General features: G+C 69.0%; 19 protein-coding genes. 5 read left to right on the top strand and 14 right to left on the bottom strand.

What is annotated here, in order from left to right:
- Window positions 1-2: 2 nt before the first annotated feature.
- Window positions 3-827, bottom strand: a complete 825-nt coding sequence (locus Q1W68_RS03865) for a MipA/OmpV family protein (protein ID WP_300649961.1) — start codon at window positions 825-827, stop codon at window positions 3-5.
- Window positions 828-837: 10 nt separating this feature from the next.
- The gene (locus Q1W68_RS03860) at window positions 838-1,419 is read right to left on the bottom strand and encodes a hypothetical protein (protein ID WP_300715644.1); all 582 of its coding nucleotides are present in this window, start codon (window positions 1,417-1,419) and stop codon (window positions 838-840) included.
- Between the two features lie 155 nt (window positions 1,420-1,574).
- On the opposite strand from Q1W68_RS03860, the gene Q1W68_RS03855 reads away from it, so the two are divergent.
- Window positions 1,575-3,149: a CYTH and CHAD domain-containing protein gene (locus Q1W68_RS03855; protein WP_300649958.1), complete on the top strand. Its 1,575-nt coding sequence runs from the start codon at window positions 1,575-1,577 to the stop codon at window positions 3,147-3,149.
- Between the two features lie 14 nt (window positions 3,150-3,163).
- Here Q1W68_RS03855 and Q1W68_RS03850 read toward each other — a convergent pair whose 3' ends face one another.
- Genes Q1W68_RS03850 through pyrF form a run of 3 tightly spaced genes read right to left on the bottom strand, consistent with a single transcriptional unit; the run spans window position 3,164 to window position 5,342 of the window.
- Window positions 3,164-3,781 carry a glutathione S-transferase family protein gene (locus tag Q1W68_RS03850; RefSeq protein ID WP_300649956.1) on the bottom strand — a complete coding sequence of 206 codons (618 nt, stop codon included), beginning with the start codon at window positions 3,779-3,781 and terminating at the stop codon, window positions 3,164-3,166.
- Window positions 3,778-4,491, bottom strand: a complete 714-nt coding sequence (locus Q1W68_RS03845) for a glutathione S-transferase N-terminal domain-containing protein (RefSeq protein ID WP_300649955.1) — start codon at window positions 4,489-4,491, stop codon at window positions 3,778-3,780. Before Q1W68_RS03845 ends, Q1W68_RS03850 begins: the two co-directional genes overlap by 4 nt.
- On the bottom strand, window positions 4,488-5,342 hold the full coding sequence (gene pyrF / locus Q1W68_RS03840; protein ID WP_300649953.1) for an orotidine-5'-phosphate decarboxylase: 855 nt from the start codon (window positions 5,340-5,342) through the stop codon (window positions 4,488-4,490). Before pyrF ends, Q1W68_RS03845 begins: the two co-directional genes overlap by 4 nt.
- A gap of 50 nt (window positions 5,343-5,392) precedes the next feature.
- On the opposite strand from pyrF, the gene Q1W68_RS03835 reads away from it, so the two are divergent.
- Window positions 5,393-6,277: an EamA family transporter gene (locus Q1W68_RS03835; protein WP_300715642.1), complete on the top strand. Its 885-nt coding sequence runs from the start codon at window positions 5,393-5,395 to the stop codon at window positions 6,275-6,277.
- Between the two features lie 6 nt (window positions 6,278-6,283).
- Here Q1W68_RS03835 and Q1W68_RS03830 read toward each other — a convergent pair whose 3' ends face one another.
- The 3 genes from Q1W68_RS03830 to tsaB form a co-directional block, all read right to left on the bottom strand.
- Window positions 6,284-7,102 carry a uracil-DNA glycosylase gene (locus Q1W68_RS03830; protein WP_300715641.1) on the bottom strand — a complete coding sequence of 273 codons (819 nt, stop codon included), beginning with the start codon at window positions 7,100-7,102 and terminating at the stop codon, window positions 6,284-6,286.
- Entirely contained in the window at window positions 7,099-7,596 is a 498-nt protein-coding gene (gene rimI / locus Q1W68_RS03825; protein ID WP_300715646.1) for a ribosomal protein S18-alanine N-acetyltransferase, read from the bottom strand. Before rimI ends, Q1W68_RS03830 begins: the two co-directional genes overlap by 4 nt.
- A gap of 137 nt (window positions 7,597-7,733) precedes the next feature.
- A complete protein-coding gene (gene tsaB, locus Q1W68_RS03820) occupies window positions 7,734-8,522 on the bottom strand; it encodes a tRNA (adenosine(37)-N6)-threonylcarbamoyltransferase complex dimerization subunit type 1 TsaB (protein ID WP_300715639.1) in 789 nt (262 codons plus the stop codon).
- A 97-nt stretch (window positions 8,523-8,619) separates the two neighbouring features.
- On the opposite strand from tsaB, the gene dacB reads away from it, so the two are divergent.
- Window positions 8,620-10,125, top strand: a complete 1,506-nt coding sequence (gene dacB / locus Q1W68_RS03815; protein ID WP_300715638.1) for a D-alanyl-D-alanine carboxypeptidase/D-alanyl-D-alanine-endopeptidase — start codon at window positions 8,620-8,622, stop codon at window positions 10,123-10,125.
- Between the two features lie 16 nt (window positions 10,126-10,141).
- On the top strand, window positions 10,142-10,408 hold the full coding sequence (locus Q1W68_RS03810) for a SemiSWEET transporter (protein ID WP_300655799.1): 267 nt from the start codon (window positions 10,142-10,144) through the stop codon (window positions 10,406-10,408).
- On the opposite strand, the gene Q1W68_RS03805 is transcribed toward Q1W68_RS03810, so the two are convergent.
- The 3 genes from Q1W68_RS03805 to purE are packed head-to-tail and all read right to left on the bottom strand — an operon-like array spanning window position 10,409 to window position 13,164.
- Window positions 10,409-11,422: an L-threonylcarbamoyladenylate synthase gene (locus tag Q1W68_RS03805; protein ID WP_300655801.1), complete on the bottom strand. Its 1,014-nt coding sequence runs from the start codon at window positions 11,420-11,422 to the stop codon at window positions 10,409-10,411. It lies immediately after the preceding gene.
- A gap of 7 nt (window positions 11,423-11,429) precedes the next feature.
- Window positions 11,430-12,665 (bottom strand): 5-(carboxyamino)imidazole ribonucleotide synthase, encoded by a 1,236-nt coding sequence (locus Q1W68_RS03800; protein WP_300655803.1) that lies wholly within the window; start codon window positions 12,663-12,665, stop codon window positions 11,430-11,432.
- A gap of 10 nt (window positions 12,666-12,675) precedes the next feature.
- On the bottom strand, window positions 12,676-13,164 hold the full coding sequence (gene purE / locus Q1W68_RS03795; protein ID WP_300655805.1) for a 5-(carboxyamino)imidazole ribonucleotide mutase: 489 nt from the start codon (window positions 13,162-13,164) through the stop codon (window positions 12,676-12,678).
- 137 nt (window positions 13,165-13,301) lie between these two features.
- Between purE and trxA the strand changes: the two genes are divergently transcribed.
- The gene (gene trxA / locus Q1W68_RS03790; protein ID WP_300655807.1) at window positions 13,302-14,210 is read left to right on the top strand and encodes a thioredoxin; all 909 of its coding nucleotides are present in this window, start codon (window positions 13,302-13,304) and stop codon (window positions 14,208-14,210) included.
- A 6-nt stretch (window positions 14,211-14,216) separates the two neighbouring features.
- Here trxA and Q1W68_RS03785 read toward each other — a convergent pair whose 3' ends face one another.
- From Q1W68_RS03785 to Q1W68_RS03775, 3 genes are all read right to left on the bottom strand, one after another.
- Window positions 14,217-15,125 carry a phosphoribosylaminoimidazolesuccinocarboxamide synthase gene (locus tag Q1W68_RS03785; RefSeq protein ID WP_300715637.1) on the bottom strand — a complete coding sequence of 303 codons (909 nt, stop codon included), beginning with the start codon at window positions 15,123-15,125 and terminating at the stop codon, window positions 14,217-14,219.
- 109 nt (window positions 15,126-15,234) lie between these two features.
- Entirely contained in the window at window positions 15,235-16,245 is a 1,011-nt protein-coding gene (locus Q1W68_RS03780; RefSeq protein ID WP_300655811.1) for a tripartite tricarboxylate transporter substrate binding protein, read from the bottom strand.
- Between the two features lie 70 nt (window positions 16,246-16,315).
- A complete protein-coding gene (locus Q1W68_RS03775; protein WP_300715636.1) occupies window positions 16,316-18,004 on the bottom strand; it encodes a long-chain fatty acid--CoA ligase in 1,689 nt (562 codons plus the stop codon).
- Window positions 18,005-18,093: the final 89 nt, after the last annotated feature.

Genomic DNA, 18,093 nt, shown 5'->3' with positions numbered 1-18,093 from the left:
CCTCAGTTGTTGCGGTAAGCCAGTCCCAGCGTCGCGCCGAAGGTGGTGGTGCTGGTGGCCAGTGGGCTGCGCGCCACGGCGCCCTGCAGCTGGTACACGCTCAAACCGCCATAGGCCACCCAGTTGCGGTTCAGCGCCGACGTCATGCGCCAACCCAGCGATGCACCGTCAAAACCCGAGCCCAGCGCGTAGGCCGGCAAGCCGCTCGTGGCGGCGGCATCGGGGGCGATGCCGTAGTGCGTTTGCCGGTAGGTGCTGTTGGCCCAGCCGATGCCCAGCGACAAGTCCCAATGTGTTTGCGGGGACACCGGGTAGCGGTAGTTCAGGCCCGAATCGAGCCTCAGGCCGCCGCCGCGGCCGAGCAAGTCCTGCGAGGCGCGCAGCGAGCCGCTCCAGCGCGGGCCGAGCGTGACGCCGGCGGTGACGCGCCCGCGCACCGTGTCGCGCACGCGCGGCAGACCACCGAACACCGGATCGTCTTTCCACGAACGGCCTTCGTCGACGGACAACGAGGTGCTCAGCGAGACCAGGTCGCTTCGGGTGAGCACCGTGCTCACGCCGCTGTCCACCGATTCGCGACCCTGCGCGAGCAGTGCGCTGGCGCCCGAGGTGGCGAAGCGAAAGCGTCCCAGTTGAAAGGCCCAGATCGGGCGCAGACCGAGCTTCTGCTCGCTGGTGCCGAACGGGTCGCGTCCGCTGGAGAGCGACGCGCCGAGCAAATAGTCGCGGCTGGCTTCGAGCGCCACCGGCTCGGCGTTTTGCGCATGGCCCCCCGAGGTCCATGCCGCCAGCACCCACGCGCACGCGCAAAGTTGAAAGCGGGCCATGGCGATGCGCTCAGAGGCGGCTCAGGTCTTCGATGGCGTCGACCACCATGCTGGTGCCCACGGCGATCAGCAGGATGTCGGCCGCCACGCGCACGTACTTGTAGCCCGAGGGCGGCACGCCCAGGCGGATCGAGATGTCGTTGGGCACGGGGTAATAGACCACGTCGGACGGCAGGCGGTAGCCCTTGCGCCACTTCTTGGCCTGCCCCGGCGGCATGCAGCCGTTGTTCTTTTTGGCCAGACCGGGTGGGCAATTGCCGGCCCGGAAACGCGGCTCGTAGTACTCGCGCACCGCCACGCGCTGGCTGTCTTGAAAGTAGCCGCCGATGTTGATCTGCACCGCGACGTTGGTGGACGAGCGATCGCCTGAGCCTTGGCTGTAGCGCGGCTGGTCATCGCGGTCCTTCTTGCCACCTTTGTCGCCCTTGCCGCTGTGCTCGTACTTGTCTCCCTTGCCGTGTTTGCCGCCGCCCGCATGGTCGGGCTTCTCGGCCAGGGCGGGTACCAGGCTCAGGCCAAGGGCGAGGGCCACCGCGAATGCGCGGCTGCTGTGTTTGAGCGAGTTTTTCATGGTGTGCACGGTGAGTGGCATGGTTGAAATGGAGAGTCTCCGCAGAGAATTGTGCCCCCGCGGGCTGCGTCACTGGTGACGACGTGTGTACCCAGGGGTTGCGTGTTGCGCCATGGCTTCACGGGCTGTCAGACTGTGCAGTCTGTCGCCCAACAACCACCGATCGCCACCACACCATGTCGCAAGAAACCGAACTCAAGCTCGAAGTGCATCCGCAAGACCTCGCGGACCTGCTGCGACACCCCTTGCTCAAGAACAGCCCCGCCCGGCGTGAGCGCCTGTTCAACACCTACTTCGATACCTCCACGCTCGCCTTGCGCGAGCAGCGCATGGCCGTGCGCGAGCGCCGCGTGGGGCGACAGACGCTGCTCACGGTGAAGACGGCGGGCCAGTCGGTGGGGGGCTTGTCGCAGCGCGGTGAGTGGGAAGCGCCCACCCGGCCGGGCGCCTTCGATTTCGTCGCCTTGGTGAGTGAGCCGGCCCTGGCCGCGCAGCTGGCCAGCGTGGCCTGGCAGCTGGTGCCCGTGTTCCGCACCGACTTCACGCGCCGCAGCTGGGTGTTGCAGCATGGACCGGCCCGGGTGGAGGTGGCGCTGGACCAGGGCTTCATCGGCACCGGCAACGCCCAGGGCAACCACCGCCAGCCGATTCTGGAGCTGGAGCTGGAACTGCTCGACGGTCCGGTGGACGCCCTGCTGGACCTGGCCCACACCCTCGCGCTGGGTCCCCAGGGCCGTGTGGCCAGCGCGCTGCGCCTGCTGCCGGCCAACCGCAGCAAGGCCGAGCGTGGCTATGCGCTGTTCATGGGTGAGCGCTTGCAGCCGGTGAAGGCGTCAGCGCTGGAGCTGCACCCTGGCATGCACCCGGTGCAGGCGTTTCGCGCCGCAGCCCTGAGCTGCCTCACCCACCTGCAATCCAACGAAGCCGGTGTGCTGCACCCCGGCCCCGAGGGTGCGCTGCCCGATCCCGAGTTTGTGCACCAGGCGCGGGTGGCGCTGCGGCGCCTGCGCACCGGGCTGCGCATCTTCCGCGCGCACCTCCCCGCGCGGTTTGCCGCCCACTGGGCCGGCGAGTGGAAGGCGCTGGCCAACCAGCTGGGTGATGCGCGCAACTGGGATGTGTTCGCCACCGAGTGGTTGCCCGAGTTGATGGCGGACCACCCGGGCACGGCCGGCCTCGACGACGATGCCACGCCCGCGCTGCTGGACTGGGTTCAAGCACAGCGGCGTGGCGCCGGTCGGCGCGCTGCAGATGCACTGGGCAGCCGTGAACATGCGCTGCGCTTGCTGGCCTTCACCCGCGCGGTGCTGAGTCTTCAGCCCCCGGACCGGCCAGCGGACGAGACCGCTGCCGGCCATGCGTTGGCCGATTGGGCCCAGGCCACCTTGCGCGAACGCCATGCGGCCCTGCGGCGGCAGGCGCGGGCCGCCCGGCGTGTGGGGCCCGAGGGGCGGCACGCCTTGCGCATCGCGCTGAAGAAACTGCGCTATGCGCAGGAGTTTCTGGCCAGCGTGCTGCCGTCCAGGCGTGTGGCCCGCAGCACGGCCGTGCTGGCCGACGCCCAGGGCCTGCTGGGCCAGCTCAACGACCTCAGCACCGCGCACACATTGCTGGCTTCCGTGCCCCCGGGCCCCACGTCTGCGCAGGTGGTGGGCTGGCAGCAGGCGTTGCAGGCGCGGCTGGCGGCGGGTTTGGCGGGGCTGCCCGCCATGGAGCGTTCGCTGGAAAAAGCGCCCACTCCCTGGGCTTGAACAGGGGTGCTTGCTCAGGCGCTGGCGCTGGCCCGCGAGGCCACCCGGTCGCGCCAGGCCTGCAGCGCATCGAGGCCGGCCTCGGCGGGCTTGAAGCGCATCAGCTTGCCGAACTCCACGGTGCAGAAGGCGGTGATGTCGGCGATGGTGAAACGCTCACCCGCGACCCACGGTTGGCGTTGCAGTTCGCCATCCAGCCATACCGCGGTTTCTTTCGCCTTGAGCAGTTGAGACTGCCCGAAATCCGGGAACTGCGGTTGCTCCAGCGGCGCGAGGCCCGGGTGGGTGTGGCGCACCGCGTGGGCCAGCGGCAGCATCAGGTACCACTCCATGCGCCGGTCGGCCATCTCGATGAAGGCGCGTTCCTGTGCGTTGTGGCCCATCAGGTTGGGCTCGGGCTGCAGGCCTTCGAGCCAGGTGCAGATGGCGCGGGTCTCGGTGAGCACACGGCCGTCGTCGAGCTCGAGTGCGGGCACGCGGGCCAGCGGGCTTTTGCTGAGGTAGGCGGCCTGCTTGTGCTCCTGGGCGTTCAGATCGAGCACGACCTGCTCGATGCCTTTGATGCCCTTCTCAGCGATGAACATCTGCACCCGCCGGGGGTTGGGCGCCCGTTGAGACACGTAGAGCTTCATGGCGTGTTTCCTTTGAGGCTCTGGCCCATTTCCACCATGCGGCGGGCTTCTTCGGCGAAGCGCTGGGCACCGGCATCGCCGTCGCGGGTGAGGTCCACCTTGGATGCCGGTTGTTCGATGCCGCGTTGCACCGCCGGGCGGGCGCGGATCGCGTCGCGCCAGCGCACCAGGTGCGGCAAGTCGTCCACGTCCACACCCGACCACCGGTGCGTGCGCACCCAGGCCCAGTTGGCGATGTCGGCGATGGAGTAGTCACCGGCGAGGAATTCGTGGTCTTTGAGCCGCTCGTCGAGCACGCGGAACAGGCGCTTGCTTTCGCCCTGGTAGCGGTCGATCACCGCCGGGATCTTCTCGGGGAAGTAGCGGAAGAACACGTTGGCCTGTCCCATCATCGGACCAATGCCGCCCATCTGGAACATCAGCCACTGCACCACCAGCGAGCGGCCTCGGGCATCGGTGGGCATGAGCTGGCCGGTTTTCTCGGCCAGGTACATCAGGCACGCGCCCGACTCGAACACCGCAAAACCATCGGCCCCGTGGTCGACGATGGCCGGGATGCGGCCATTGGGGTTGATGGCGAGAAAAGCCGGCGTCTTCTGTTCGTTCCGGCCGAGATCGAGCACCTTGAGCGTGTAAGGCAAGCCGAGCTCTTCGAGCGCGATGGACACCTTGTGTCCGTTGGGCGTGGCGGCGGTGTAGAGGTCGATCATGCGCGGCCCCACGCCGTGGCGGCGGCCCGCAGTTCGTCGCGGGTGGCGAGCGCCACGCGCCGGGCCGCGGCCGCATAGTCGTCGCCGTTGGACGCGTACAGGATCGCGCGCGACGAGTTCACGATGACCGGTCCGGTGGTGGCGTCGCCCTGCGTGCGCAGACCGGCTCGCACCGTGGCCACGGCGTCACCGCCCTGCGCGCCCACCCCGGGAATCAGCAGCGGCAAGGTGGGTGCGATCTCGCGCACGCGCTCGATCTCGGCGGGGTAGGTGGCGCCCACCACCAGGCCGAGCTGGCCGTTGAGGTTCCACGGCCCTTGCGCGAGCCGGGCGATGTGTTCGTACAGCAGAGGCTGTCCATCGACCGAAGCCAGGCGCTGGTTTTGCAGATCGTCACCACCCGGGTTGGAGGTGCGGCACAGCAGAAAGGCGCCTTTGCCGTGGTACTGCAGGTACGGCTGCAGCGAATCAAAACCCATGAAAGGCGAGAGCGTCACCGCATCAGCCCCGTAGCGCTCGAAGGCTTCGATGGCGTATTGCTGTGCGGTGCTGCCGATGTCACCGCGCTTGGCGTCCAGGATCGTGGGCACATGGGGCGCCGTGCGGCGCATGTGCTCCATGAGGCGCTCCAGCTGGTCTTCGGCGCGGTGGGCGGCGAAGTAGGCGATCTGGGGTTTGAAGGCGATGGCCGTGTCGGCCGTGGCGTCGACGATGGCCGCGCAGAAGTCGTAGATGCGGCTGGCATCGCCCTTGAGCTGGGCGGGAAACCGCGCCGGGTCGGGATCGAGGCCCACGCAGAGCAGGGAGCGGTTCTGGCGCTCGGCGCCGCGCAGCATGTCAAGAAAGGTCATGCGAGGATTTTAGGTGGGTGCCCGTTGGCCGGGCCCTAAGATCGCCCCCCATGCAAGCCCTCTCGCGCCGACAGCTCGTCCTGCTGATCCTGCTCACCCTGGTGTGGGGCATCAACTGGCCCATCATGAAACTCGGTGTCACCGGGTTCCCGGCGCTCACGTTCCGCACCATCAGCATGTGGATCGGTCTGCCGGTGCTCGCGCTGGTGCTGGTGTGGCGCCGTGTGCCGTTTCGCATCGGCCGCGAACACTGGCGCGAACTGGCCGTGCTGACCGTGTTCAACATGCTGATCTGGCACACGCTGGCGGTGCTGGCGATCCAGACCCTGTCGAGCGGCCGGGCGGCGATCCTGGGCTACACCATGCCGGTGTTCTCGGCCATCGTGGGGGCCTGGTGGTTCGGGCAGCGGCTCGGTGCGCGCGCCTGGGGCGGCGTGGCCGCAGCGGCGCTGGGCGTGGTGCTGCTGCTGTGGCACGAACTCACACAGCTCACCGGCAAACCGGTGGGCGTGGTGATGATGCTCACCGCCGCGGCCGCCTGGGCCCTGGGCACACAGATGCTGCGCCGGACCACCTTGCCCCAGCCCACGTTGGCCATCTCGTTCTGGATGACGCTCATCACCACGCTGTGGATGACCGCCGCCGCGGTTTTGTTCGAGCGATCCGCCTGGGTGGCCCCCACACCCGCCATCTGGGGTGCGATCATCTACAACGCGCTGGGCGTGTTTGCGTTTGCGCAGGTGGCCTGGCTGATGATGGCGCGCGACCTGCCGCCCGTGGCGTCCACCTTGTCGGTGATGTTCATCCCGGTGCTGGGGGTGTTCAGCGGTGCGTGGTGGCTGAATGAAGTGCTGCACTGGCAGGACTGGGCGGCGGTGGGCTTGGTGATGGTGGCCATTGCCTCTGTGCTGTGGCCCTCACGCTCCGCCGCCTGACCCGATTCAGTCCGGCAACTGCGCCATCGCCAGGCAGAGATCGGCCCAGGCCTTGCCTTTGTCGGTGGGTGTGCGCAGCAGGTAGGCCGGGTGGTAGGTCACGATCACGGGCACACCTTCGTAGTGGTGCACCTGGCCGCGCAGGCGGCCAATGGGCTCGTTGGTCTTGAGCAGGGCTTGCACCGCGAAGCGGCCCATGGCCACGATCACCTTCGGTTTCACCAGCGCCACCTGGCGCGCGAGGTAGGGCTCGCACCGCGCCACCTCGTCGGGCTGCGGGTTGCGGTTGGCCGGTGGGCGGCACTTGAGCACGTTGGCGATGTAGGTGCCCTCCGCCCCTTTCCCGGTGCGGCTGCGGCCCACGGCCTGGAGCATGTTGTCGAGCAGCTGGCCGGCCGCGCCCACGAAGGGTTCGCCCTGCAGGTCTTCGTTTTCGCCCGGGGCTTCGCCCACGACCATCCAGTCGGCCTGCTCGTCTCCCACACCAAACACGGTGTTGGTGCGGCCCTGGCACAGCCCGCAGGCCTGGCAGCCCGCCACGGCGTCGCGCAGCGCGGGCCAGTCGAGGGTGGCCACAGGGCTGGCGGGTCTGGCCGGTGCGGGTGGGGTGGGGGCAAAAGGCGGTGCCGCTTCCTGCACGGACACCGGCCTGGGCGTGGCCGTTGCGGGGTGGGCCACGGCGGGCCCGGGTGCCTGGGCAACGGGGGCCGGGGCCTTGGCGGGCGCAGATTTCGGCGCCCACACCCGCACCCCCATCTCGGCCAGCATGGCGCGTTGGCGGGCGTCGAGTTCGGGCACGAAGGAGGTGTCGGGCGCGTCGCTCATGGCAAACCCTCCACCGCGGCCGCCGCCACGAGGTTCAGGCTCATCACGACCGCGTCTTCGCGCTGGAAGTGGCCCGCCGGGTAGTAGCCCTTGCGCAAGCCCACCTGCGCGAAGCCGTACCGCTCGTACAGCGCGCGCGCGGGTGCATTGCTCTGGCGCACCTCCAGCCAGACCCACTGCGCGCCCTGGACGCGCGACCACAAGGCCAGCGCGTCGAGCATGAAGCGCGCCCAGCCCTGGCGCTGGTGGGCGGTGGCCACGGTGATGTTGAGCAGGTGCACTTCGTCCACGCCCGGCATGGCCACCAGGTAGCCCAGCAGCACACGGCCGTCGGCGCGCGGTGGGTGCGGCACTTCGCCGGGCAGCGCCTCGGACAGCAACAGCATGGCCGGATACCCGGCCTTGAGCGAGTCGTGAAAATGCCGTCGCGACCACGGGTGGGCGTATGCCTGCGACTCCACGGCCTGCACCGCGTCCAGGTCGGACTCGCGCATGGGTTCGAAAACGATCAGGCGTTCGGGGCGCGACGCCGTGCGGGGCTGCACCTGTGGTTCGGTGGGCGCGGGCCACAGGCCGCTGGCCCAGGCGGGTGGGGCGACTTTCGGGGCTGTGCCGGTGGTGGTCGGGCTGTTCATGCGCCCGCCTCGGCGGCCAGTCGGATGCTTTCGCGCTCGGCCGTGGTCTGCGCCACCTTGTCGCGCACATACAGGGGCAGCGCATCCTGTGCGGCCACGGCGTGGCCGGCGGCGAGCAGGCCCGGGGCCAGGCGCAGCAGGGCGGCGGCGGTGGGCAGGGCGGGGTGGCGCTGGCCTGCCAGCGCGGCCAGTGCGTCCATCTCGAACACGTTACCGGCGAGCAGGCGCTCGCCCGGCGTCCGTTCTTGCAGATAGGCCGGCAGATCGGCGGGGGTGCACAGGCGGGCCGGCGCCAGCGGTGTCAACCCCGCCGGACCCCCGGCGTGGCAAGCGTATGGCGCCACATACACCTCACCCATGCGGGCGTCGAGCAGCGCCACGATCGCACCCGGCAGCGGCTGCCCGGCGTCCATCCGCGCCTGGCGGGCTTCTTCGGCCAGGGCCAGCAAGGTGTCCACCGGCAGCACCGGCAAACCGCCCGCGCGGCCCAGGCCCTGCACGCCGTAAGCCAGTCCCTGGGCCACCGAGCAGGCGGTGCGCAGGCCGGTGAACGAGCCCGGTCCGCGCCCGAACACCACGGCGGCCAGCGTGTCCAGCGACCAGCCGGCCTCCAGCAGCAGGCTGCGCACCATGGGCAACAGCGTGCCGGACGCCTGGGCACCGCCAGGGCCGCTGCGTTGCCACAGCGGTGCGCCAGGCTCGCCCGTCCCCAGCGCCACCGAGAGCGCGTCGGTGCTGGTTTCAATGGCCAGCAGGCGCTGATGAGCAGGGTGTGTGGAGGGCATCGCAGGATTATCGGCCAGCGTGCCGGTCGTCCGTCCTGTGGCCCATTGAACAAGGGCAATGCCGCGCCGGGCGCGGTGCCGTTTCATAATGAAACACATGTCCCTCACCCGCTCCTTGTTCGCCCTGCTGGCCACCGCCGTGGTCGCGCTGCCCGCCTGCGCCCAGCTCCCCGGCGAATACGGCGCCCTGCCACCCACGGTGGTGGCCGCGCTCAAGCGCGCGCAGGTGCCGCCGAGCGCCTTGTCGGCGCTGGTGGTGTCGGTCGACAACCGGGCCGAAGAGCGGCTGCGTTTTCGCGCCAGCGTCCCGGTGAACCCGGCCTCGGTGATGAAGCTGGTGACCACCTACGCCGCCATCGACCTGCTGGGCGCCGACTACACCTGGAACACCCGCTTCTACACCGACGGCACCATCGACCAGGGTGTGCTGCGCGGCAACCTGTATGTGCGCGGTGACGGCGATCCGAAGTTCGTGCTCGAACGCATCCAGAGCGCCTTTTTTGCCCTGCAGGACAAGGGTGTGCGCGTGGTGCTGGGCGACATCGTGCTCGACCACAGCGCTTTCGAGATCGCCGCCACCGATCCCGGTGCGTTTGACGGCGAATCCCTGCGTCCCTACAACGCCACGCCCGACGCGCTGCTGGTGAATTTCAAGTCGGTCGTGCTGACCTTTCAGCCCGACGGTGCCAACGGCGTGGCGCGCGTGATCAGCGAGCCGCCCATGGCCGGCCTCGCGATCGACGCCACCGTGCCGCTGGCGCGCGTGGGAGAGCGCTGCGGTGACTGGCGCAGTGGCCTGCAAGCCCGCTTTGACGACGCCAACAGCATCCGCTTCGAGGGCCGTTACCCCCAGAGCTGCGGCGAACTCAAGTGGCCCGTGGCCTACCAGGACCCCGCCAGTTACGCGTCGCGTGCCCTGGAAGGTCTGTGGCGCACCAGCGGCGGTGCGATCACCGGCCACGCCCGCCCCGGTCTCACACCACCGGGCGCCACGCTGCTGCACGAGGCCGCGTCGCTGCCGCTCTCGGACATCATCACGGACGTGAACCAGTGGAGCAACAACGTGATGGCGCAGCAGGTGTACCTCACGCTGGGCCGCCTGGTGCCCACGCCGGCACCTCAGCCGGGGATGACGCCTGGTGTCGCTGGCCACCTGATCCCCATGCGCCCGGCGCGCTTCGAGCGCTCGCGCGAGGTGGTTGAAAACTGGTGGAAACGCACCTTCGGCATCCGCAGCGCCATGCCGGTGATGGACAACGGCTCGGGACTCTCGCGCGAGGAGCGCATCACGCCCGAAGCCCTGGCCAACCTGCTGCGCCACGCCAGCCGCCACCCGCAGGGAGAGCGTTTCGCCAACTCCCTGTCGGTGGCCGGTGTCAACGGCACGGCCGCCCGCATGGCCCGGGCGCCCGGCAGCGCGGCGCGCGGCAACGCGCAGCTCAAGACCGGTACGCTCAGGGACGTCACCGGCATCGCCGGTTATGTGAACGCCGTCAATGGTGCGCGTTATGTGGTCGTGGGCTTCGTGAACCACCCCAATGCGCCGGCCGCCCGGCCAGCGCTGGAGGCGCTGGTGGAGTGGACTGCCGCGCAGCAAGACTGAAAGAAGCGCACCGACCATGTCCGGCGATCTCATCGGCTTCAGTGCCGCGTTCCTCACCACGGCCAGCTTCGTGCCGCAGGCCTGGCTCACCTTCAAAACGCGCGACGTGAGCGGGATCTCGCTGGGCATGTACAGCGCGTTCACGCTGGGCGTGGCGCTGTGGCTGGTTTACGGCCTGACGTTGGGCGCGTGGCCAGTGGTGGTGGCCAACACGATCACGCTGATGCTGGCCTTGTCGATCCTGGTGATGAAGCTGCGCTACGGGCGCAGCACTTCAAACTGATCAGGCCGCTGCGCGCACCAGCCGGTCGCGCACACCGTCCCACGCCGCGTCGGGCGGCGGCGTTTCCACCCAGATCAGGCGCACACCCGTGGCATCGAGCTCGCGCAGCACCGCAAACAACTCCTGTGCGCTGCGCACGGCATCGGCCGGCATGCGTCGAACGTTCACGCCCCGTGCGGCCGTGATGGGCGTGCGGGCATACACCGCGATGTGGCGCGCATCCGCGCCCAGCACATCGAGCGCGGCCTGCAGGGGTTGGGCGTCCATCAGCCGCACCTTGGCGCGTGGCGCGTAGTGCGACTCCAACGTGCCCGAGGCGCGGGGCGCGGCGTCGTCGCGCCCGCGCAGCGGCTGCTGGCACACCGCCTCAATCTGCGCAGCCGTGACCATGCCCGGGCGCAGCAGCACCGGCCAGGCGCGGGTGGCGTCGACGATGGTGGACTCGATGCCCACTGGGCAGGCGCCGCCGTCGAGGATGAGCAGGTCGGCTTCCGACAGCGCCGTGAATTCCCCGGCCACGTGGGCGGCGGTGGTGGGGCTCACGCGGCCGAAGCGGTTGGCGCTGGGCGCGGCGACACCGCTCACCCCCATCGCGGCGGCCGCCGTGAGCAGCGCCTGCGCCACCGGGTGGGCCGGGCAGCGCAGACCCACCGAGTCCTGCCCGCCGGCGGCCACCGCCGCCACCCCGTCGCGGCGCGGCAGGATCAGCGTGAGCGGGCCGGGCCAGAAGGCGTTCATGAGCGCGGTGGCAAAGGCCGGCACGTCGCGCGCGTAGTGGTCGACCCCGGCGCGCCAGCCTTGCGCACCCGTGCCGGGCGCCAGGTGCACGATCAGCGGGTGGTCGGGTGGGCGGCCCTTGGCTTCAAAGATGCGGTGCACCGCGGTGGCGTTGTCGGCATCGGCGGCGAGGCCATACACGGTTTCGGTCGGCATGCCCACCAGCGAGCCCGCCGCCAGCCGCTGCGCCGCCTGCTCCACGGCAGACGCCTGGTCGGCGCTCAGCAGCAGCGGCATGGGGTGCTCAGGCGTCCAGTGGGGGCAGGCCGAGCAGCGTCAACACCTTCGCGGCGGTCTCGCGCACCTCGGCCACGGTGGGCGCGGTGATGTTGAGGTGGCCCATCTTGCGGCCGGGCCGCGCGCTCAGCTTGCCGTAGAGGTGCAGGTGGGTGCCGGGCAGCGCCAGCACCTGCGCCCACGGAGGCGACACCCCGCGTTCGCTCACCTTCTCGCGCACGGCGTTGGGCGCGAACCAGAGGTCGCCCAGCAGGTTGACCATGATGGCCGGGCTGTGCTGGCGCGGTGTGGGCAGCGGCAGGCCGGCGAGGGTGCGCACCTGCGCCTCGAACTGCGAGATGTCGCAGGCGTTCTGGGTGTAGTGGCCGCTGTTGTGCGGTCGCGGCGCCATCTCGTTGACGATCAGGTCCACGCCGTGGGCGGTGTCGATCAGGAAGTACTCCACGCACAACACACCCACGTAGTTGAGGTGGTCGGCCAGTGCCACGGTGCTGGCCTGCGCGCGCGCGGCCAGGGTGGGGTCCAGCGCGCCTTCATACACCTCGGTGATGGCGAGGATGCCGTCGTGGTGCGTGTTCTTCTGCACCGGGAAACTCACCGTCTGACCATCGGCGCCGCGCGCCACGATCACCGAGCACTCGCCGCGCAGCGGCATGAGCTTCTCCAGCACACAAGGCACCTTGTTCAGGCTGGCCCAGGCGGCGGCCAGTTCTTCGCGCGTGGACACGCGCACCTGACCCTTGCCGTCGTAGCCCAGCCGCGCCGTTTTCAAGATGCCGGGCAGCAGCTCGGCCGGCACGGCGGCGAGCAGCGCGTCGGTGGTGATGGCGGCATACGGCGCGGGGAACACGCCGCTGACCGGTGCGCACTGCACGAAGTGCGCTTTTTCCTTGATGCGGTCCTGCGCCACCGCCACGCAGCTCGCTGAGGGCGCGACCGGGCGGTGTGCGCCGAGCGTGACCAGCGCGGGCGAGGGCACGTTTTCGAACTCGGTGGTGATGGCTTCGCAGCGCTGCATCAGCTGCGCCAGACCCTGTTCGTCGTCGTAAGGCGTCTGGATGTGGAAGTGGCTGATCAGGCCGGCCGGGCTGGCGGGATCGGGATCGAGCACGGCGGTGAAGTAACCCATGGCTTGCGCCGCCTGCACGAACATGCGCCCGAGCTGGCCGCCGCCCATGACGCCGAGCGTGATCTGCTGGCCGGTGGGCGAGGTGCTGCCGGGGAGGATGGTCTTGAGGCTCATGGGCGTGGTGTCACAGGGGAAGGGTCATGCCGCGTGCGGCGGCGGTCTGCTGGGCGCGGAAGGCTTCGAGCTTCGCTCGCAGGGCCGGGTCTTCGTTGGCCAGCATGGCCACGGCGAACAGCGCTGCGTTGGCCGCACCGGCTGCGCCGATGGCGAACGTGGCCACCGGCACACCCTTGGGCATCTGCACGATGCTGTGCAGCGAGTCCACGCCGCTCAGGTGTTTGCTGGCCACCGGCACGCCGAGCACCGGCACCACCGTCTTGGCGGCGAGCATGCCCGGCAGATGGGCCGCGCCGCCGGCGCCTGCGATGATGCATTTCATGCCCCGCCCGGCCGCGCTCTCGGCGTAGCTGAACATGTCGTCGGGCATGCGGTGGGCCGAGACCACGCGCGCGTCAAACGAAACGCCGAAGTCCTGCAGGATCTGCACGGCGTGCTGCATGGTGTCCCAGTCGCTGCTGGAGCCCATGACCACGCCCACCTGGATGGGGTTCATGAAGTGCCTTTGGCCAATGCGCCCCCGGCGGGAGCGGTGCCCGGTAGCGCGCATGAACAGGCATGGCGCTCTCCGGTAAAGTGTCGATTTTACGGGGCGCTGCGCAGTGCCCCGCTTTCCCTTCAGGCCCTTTCCCCATGATCAACGTCACCATCGCCAATTTTGAAGCCGAGGTCATCGAGGCTTCGCACCACACACCCGTGCTGGTCGATTTCTGGGCCCCGTGGTGCGGCCCCTGCAAGGTGATCGGTCCGCTGCTGGAGAAGGTGGAAACCGCTTACGCCGGGCGTTTCAAGCTGGTCAAGATCGACTCCGACCAGGAGCAACAACTCGCCGCCGCCTTCGGCATCCGCAGCATCCCCACCTGCGTGCTGCTCATGAACGGCCAGCCGGTTGACGGCTTCATGGGCGCGCTGCCCGAAGGCCAGATCAAGGAATTCCTCGACAAGCACCTGCCCGCGGCCAACGAGCTCGAAGCCGTGGCGGTGGAAGAAGAAGCGCTGGATGCCATCGCCGAGGGCGACCTCGAAGGCGCGCTGGAGAAACTGCAGGAGGCGGTGAAAACCGACCCGAACGACGACGACGCGCGCTTCGACCTGGTGAAGCTGCAGCTGGAGCTGGGCCTGGACGACGACGCCAAGGTGGCGTTTGCGCCCGTGATCGCCAAGGCCGCCGCCGTGCGCCGGCTTGATTCGTTGCAACGCTGGATGACCGCACGCGATGCCAACGTCGATGTGGCCGACCCGCAAGCCCGCGCTGCCGAACTGCAAGCCGCCATTGCCTCCAACAAGCGCGACTTTGTCTCGCGCTTCGCCCTCGCCCAGTTGCTCATGGCGCACAGCCAGTGGGTGCCCGCCATGGACGAGCTGCTGGAAATCCTGATGCGCGACAAGGCCTGGAGCGAAGACCTCGCGCGCAAGACCTTCATTGCCATCCTCGACATCATCGACCCCCCCAAGCCCAAGGTGGCCGAAGGCCAGGTGCCGCCGGAAGACCCGACGGTGGCGACCTACCGCCGCCGCTTGTCGAGCGTCGTGCTGAGCTGATCAGCTTCAGCCCATCAACCGGGTCAGCGCTTCCTGGTATTTCGCGGCCGTTTTCTCGATCACTTCCTTGGGCAAACGCGGCGCGGGAGGCGTCTTGTCCCAGGGCTTGCCGCCCACCTGCGCGGTCTCCAGCCAGTCGCGCAGGAACTGCTTGTCGTAGCTGGGTGGGTTTTGCCCCACCACGTAACTTTCGGCCGGCCAGTAGCGTGAGCTGTCGGGCGTGAGCACCTCGTCCATGAGCACCAGTTTCCCGGCCTTGTCCAGGCCGAACTCGAACTTGGTGTCGGCAATGATGATGCCCTTCTGGAGCGCCATGTCGGCCGCGGCCTTGTAGAGCGCGATCGACACGTCGCGGATCTGCGCGGCGAGTTCGGGGCCGATCATGGCCACGGTTTGCTCGAAGGTGATGTTCTCGTCGTGCTCGCCCATCTCGGCCTTGGCCGCTGGGGTGTAGATCGGCTCGGGCAGCTTGGACGCGTTTTGCAGGCCGGCGGGCAGCTTCACGCCGCACACGGCCTGGTTGTCCTGGTATTCCTTCCAGCCGCTGCCGGCGAGGTAGCCGCGCACCACGGCCTCCACCGGGATCGGCTTCAGGCGCTGCACCAGCATCGAGCGGCCGGTGACCTGCGGCGCCTCGGTTACCGAGACCACGCTCTCGGGCGCGTCACCCGTGAGGTGGATCGGACAGATGTTGAGGCCCTTGGGGCCGAGCTTGTCGAACCAGAACAGCGAGAGCTTTGTGAGCAACTCGCCCTTGCCCGGAATCGGCTCGCCCATGATCACGTCGAAGGCGCTGATGCGGTCGCTCGCCACCATCAGGATGCGGTCGTCGCCCACGGCGTAGTTGTCGCGCACCTTGCCGCGCGCCAGCAAGGGCAGGGAGGTGAGGGCCGAGGTGTGCAGGGCAGTGGTCATGATCGGATCGGGGAAAAGGCGGGACAAGAAAAAAGCCCGTTGAACAGCCAACGGGCTTTGAACCATTCGAGGGGATTATCGCAAGTCGGCGAATCCCCCGGTCACCCCCTTATTTGGCGGCCAGGCCCAGGCGCTCGATCAGGGCCTTGTCCTTGGCGTACGTGGTGGCTGCCCATTGGCGGTACTCGTCACCGTTGCGGTACCACATGGCCTGGTTGAGCTGACCCAGCACTTCCAGGTGTTTGGGTTCGTCCATGGCCTTCTTGAACGCGTCGTGCAGCGTCTTCATGATGGCCGGGTCCATGCCCTTGGGGCCGACCAGGCCGTAAGGCGAGGTCGACACCACGTTGTAGCCGAGGTCCTGCGCGGTGGGCACGTCGGGCCAGCGCTTGGTGCGCTGCTCGCCGAAGGTCACCAGCAGGCGCATCTCGCCGCTGTCGACAAACTTGTCCCAGCCGGTGGCGTCGCTCTGTGCCATCACGTGCCCACCCAGCAGGGCGGACTGCAGGTCGGCGTTGCCCCTGAACGGCACATGGACGAATTGCACCTTGGCGTTGTCCGCCACCTCTTCCATCAGCAGGTGGGGGCTGCTGCCGGTGCCGGTGGAGCCGTAGTTGATCGTGCCGGGTTGCTTGCGCGCGGCCTCCACGTAGTCCTTGAAGGTTTTGTAAGGCGAGTCGGCCTTGACGGTGAGGCCGAAGGTGTAGCCCGAGACGCCGATGATGTAGCTGAAGTCGGTCAGCGGGTTCCAGTTGGTCTTCTGCATGTGCGGCATGCGCAGCATGCCCAGCGGGAACTGCGCGATGGTGTAGCCGTCGGGCTTGGCGGTTTGCGCCATGGTGCTCGGGCCCAGGGTGCCGCCGGCGCCGGGCTTGTTTTCGACCACGATGGGCTGGCCCAGGTGCTTGGACGCGAGCTCGGCCAGGGTGCGCAGGTGGCGGTCGGTGGAGCCGCCGGCGGGCCACGGAATGATGAGCGTGACCGGGCGGCTGGGGTAGGCCTGGGCTTGCGCATGGGCCACGCTCCAGGGCGCCACGCCGGCAGCGGCTGTGGCGGTGACGGCGGCCAGCAGCAGCGCGCGGCGGCCGCTGGATCGGGGGGTGGACGGTGTGTTCTTCATGCGGTTGTCTCCTTCTGGGGGAATGCCGTATTGGCGGTGGTTGCGGCGCGGTGCGCACCGCACGGGGTGCTCAAGGGGGAGGGTTGGCCGTGTCGCGCACCGCCTGCTGTTCCTGCAGTTCGCGCCACATCACCTTGCCGCTGCCCGAGCGGGGCAGCGCCTCCACAAATTCCACGGTGCGCGGGCTCTTGTAGGCGGCCATGTGGCCGTGCGCCCAGTCGATCACATCCTGTTCGGTCACCTGCCCGCGGTGTTCAGGCCGCAGCACCACGAGGGCCTTGACGCTCTCGCCCCGGCGCGCGTCGCGCACACCGATCACGCAGGCTTCCTGGATGGCGGGGTGGTGGTACATGAGTGCTTCCACCTCGGCGGGCCAGACCTTGTAGCCGCTGGCGTTGATCATGCGTTTCAAGCGGTCGGTCATGAAGAAGTAGCCGTCTTCGTCCACGTGGCCGAGGTCGCCCGTGCGCAGGAAGCGCCGACCGTTGATCTCGACGAAAGCCTCTTGCGTGGCTTTTGCGTTGCCCCAGTAGCCCTGCATGATTTGCGGGCCGTGCACCACGATCTCGCCGGTCTCGCCTGCGGGCAGCTCGGTCAGGGTGGTGGGGTCGACCACGAGCGCGGTGACATCAAACACCGGCATGCCGAGGCACTGCCGCTTGGGCCGGTGCGTGGGGTTGATGTGGGTGGCGGCCATGGTCTCGGACATGCCGTAACCCTCGATGTAATCCTGCCCGGTGAGCGCCTTGAGGCGGGCAGCCAAGGCCTCGGGCATGGCCGCACCGCCGCCGCGCACGCAGCGCAGGCTGCTCAAGTCGAAACGGTCGAGCTGCGGGTGCGCGAGGAAGTCGATCACCATGGTCGAGATGGCCTGCCACATGGTCACGCAGTAGCGCTGCATGCAGATGGCCGCGGTCTCGCGGTCCCAGCGCGCGAGCACGACGATGGTCGCGCCCACGTACAGCGGCCCGTTCAGGCTGCCGGTGAGGCCGGTGACGTGAAAGAAGGGCAGCACCGAGAGGCAGACCGCATCCGACGCGGTGCCGAACCAGCGCACGCCGCCCACCAGCGTGCTCATGACGCTGCGGTGCGTGTGCATGCAGCCCTTGGGCAGACCGGTGGTGCCCGAGGTGTAGGGCATGGCGCAGAGGTCGTCGGGGCCGGTGGCGAGCGGGCCGGGGCTTCGCTCCGGCGCGATGGCGTCGGCCCACGCCACCAGACCGGGTTCGGTCAGGGCCGCGCGCGGTGCCTTCACGAAGTCGGGCACGGGGAGATCGGTGGGCACGCGGAGGTGGTCGCTGTAGGTGGCCACGACCACATGGCGCAGGCCCTCGCCTTCCGGGGCGAGCAGCGGGTGCACCTGCGGCAGCAGGTCTTGCGCCACGAACGCAATCCGAGCGCCGCTGTCGTCCACGCAGTGGCGCAGCTCTTCCACGCGGTTCATCGGGTTCACCGGCACCACCACCGCACCCGCGCGCAGGATGGCGTAGAAAGCCAGCGCCCACTGCGGGCTGTTCTGCATGCACAGCAGCACGCGGTCACCCGGCTGCACGCCGCCGACCTGCTGCAGGTGGCCGGCGAGGTGTTCGGTCTCACGCAGGAAGTCGGCGTAGGTCAGCACCGAGTCGTAGAACACGATGAAGGGCTTGTCGGGGTAGCGCCGGGCCGACACCTCCAGGTTGTAGAAGACGTGCGTCTGCGGCAGCGCGAGGTGCTGCGGCAGGCCGGGCGGCCAGTGGGCCGGGGTGGGGGGCGTCATGCGTGGGGTGTGGGGCTGCAGAATTCCGCTGGGCGGAAAACATATCTTTGTTGATCAATATACGGTGCCCCCTATCCCATGTAAACGCT

Origin of the sequence: Hydrogenophaga sp., assembly GCF_030158645.1 — a bacterium.
Taxonomy (GTDB): domain Bacteria; phylum Pseudomonadota; class Gammaproteobacteria; order Burkholderiales; family Burkholderiaceae_C; genus Hydrogenophaga.
This window is presented reverse-complemented; position numbering and strand designations above follow the sequence as displayed.

Bases quoted from the DNA above. Each gene is read 5' to 3' on its own strand.
- Q1W68_RS03805 (WP_300655801.1), bottom strand. From the start codon at position 11,422: ATGCCGCTGCTGCTGAGCGCCGACCAGGCGTCTGCCGTGGAGCAGGCG.
- Q1W68_RS03860 (WP_300715644.1), bottom strand. From the start codon at position 1,419: ATGCCACTCACCGTGCACACCATGAAAAACTCGCTCAAACACAGCAGC.
- pyrF (WP_300649953.1), bottom strand. From the start codon at position 5,342: ATGACCTTTCTTGACATGCTGCGCGGCGCCGAGCGCCAGAACCGCTCC.
- rimI (WP_300715646.1), bottom strand. From the start codon at position 7,596: ATGCGCGAGTCCGACCTGGACGCGGTGCAGGCCGTGGAGTCGCAGGCA.
- Q1W68_RS03810 (WP_300655799.1), top strand. From the start codon at position 10,142: ATGTCCGGCGATCTCATCGGCTTCAGTGCCGCGTTCCTCACCACGGCC.
- trxA (WP_300655807.1), top strand. From the start codon at position 13,302: ATGATCAACGTCACCATCGCCAATTTTGAAGCCGAGGTCATCGAGGCT.
- Q1W68_RS03865 (WP_300649961.1), bottom strand. From the start codon at position 827: ATGGCCCGCTTTCAACTTTGCGCGTGCGCGTGGGTGCTGGCGGCATGG.
- Q1W68_RS03845 (WP_300649955.1), bottom strand. From the start codon at position 4,491: ATGATCGACCTCTACACCGCCGCCACGCCCAACGGACACAAGGTGTCC.
- Q1W68_RS03785 (WP_300715637.1), bottom strand. From the start codon at position 15,125: ATGACCACTGCCCTGCACACCTCGGCCCTCACCTCCCTGCCCTTGCTG.
- Q1W68_RS03830 (WP_300715641.1), bottom strand. From the start codon at position 7,102: ATGAGCGACGCGCCCGACACCTCCTTCGTGCCCGAACTCGACGCCCGC.
- Q1W68_RS03855 (WP_300649958.1), top strand. From the start codon at position 1,575: ATGTCGCAAGAAACCGAACTCAAGCTCGAAGTGCATCCGCAAGACCTC.
- dacB (WP_300715638.1), top strand. From the start codon at position 8,620: ATGTCCCTCACCCGCTCCTTGTTCGCCCTGCTGGCCACCGCCGTGGTC.
- Q1W68_RS03800 (WP_300655803.1), bottom strand. From the start codon at position 12,665: ATGAGCCTCAAGACCATCCTCCCCGGCAGCACCTCGCCCACCGGCCAG.
- tsaB (WP_300715639.1), bottom strand. From the start codon at position 8,522: ATGCCCTCCACACACCCTGCTCATCAGCGCCTGCTGGCCATTGAAACC.
- Q1W68_RS03775 (WP_300715636.1), bottom strand. From the start codon at position 18,004: ATGACGCCCCCCACCCCGGCCCACTGGCCGCCCGGCCTGCCGCAGCAC.
- Q1W68_RS03835 (WP_300715642.1), top strand. From the start codon at position 5,393: ATGCAAGCCCTCTCGCGCCGACAGCTCGTCCTGCTGATCCTGCTCACC.
- purE (WP_300655805.1), bottom strand. From the start codon at position 13,164: ATGAACCCCATCCAGGTGGGCGTGGTCATGGGCTCCAGCAGCGACTGG.
- Q1W68_RS03850 (WP_300649956.1), bottom strand. From the start codon at position 3,781: ATGAAGCTCTACGTGTCTCAACGGGCGCCCAACCCCCGGCGGGTGCAG.
- Q1W68_RS03780 (WP_300655811.1), bottom strand. From the start codon at position 16,245: ATGAAGAACACACCGTCCACCCCCCGATCCAGCGGCCGCCGCGCGCTG.